This window comes from Mesorhizobium sp. M8A.F.Ca.ET.202.01.1.1 (genome assembly GCF_004791595.1).
GTDB lineage: Bacteria > Pseudomonadota > Alphaproteobacteria > Rhizobiales > Rhizobiaceae > Mesorhizobium.
This window is the reverse complement of the sequence record NZ_SRUN01000105.1, coordinates 1-379: the sequence shown is the minus strand read 5'-3', so window position 1 is coordinate 379 and position 379 is coordinate 1. Positions and strand designations below refer to the sequence as shown.

The following is a 379-nucleotide window of genomic DNA, read 5'->3' as shown; positions in this document are numbered from 1 at the left end:
ATTTGATCCACGGCTGCAGCGTGTAACGGACGTGCGCCTCGAGGAATGCATCAGCGCTGGCGAAAGTCGGTGACTGGTCGCCGGCATGCCCCAGCATGATCGGGAAAACGCCGAGCAACCGGGCGATTTCCTCGATCTGGAGCTTGCGGGTGTCGATGTGCTCGGCATCGACACCGGATTGGGTGATCTGGTGCCACTTCAAGCCGCCGGAGAGAACCGGCGTCTTCCCGGTGTTGGCGACGCCTCCGAAGCTTTCCTGCCACTGCGAGCGAAGGTTGTCGATTTGCGCTTTGGTCAGCTTCTGGTCGGATTCCAGCGCGCCGCTCGGTCTCGCCCCGTTGCGATGCAACTGGGCGTGGGTTTCCTCTGTCGACTTCGC

At 62.3% G+C, this 379-nt stretch carries 1 protein-coding gene; it reads right to left on the bottom strand.

Annotation, left to right across the window (positions count from 1 at the left end; genetic code table 11):
- On the bottom strand, nucleotides 1–349 hold a 349-nt coding region (locus EN845_RS34040), incomplete at its 3' end, for a phage portal protein (protein ID WP_245511880.1).
- Nucleotides 350–379 lie beyond the last annotated feature (30 nt).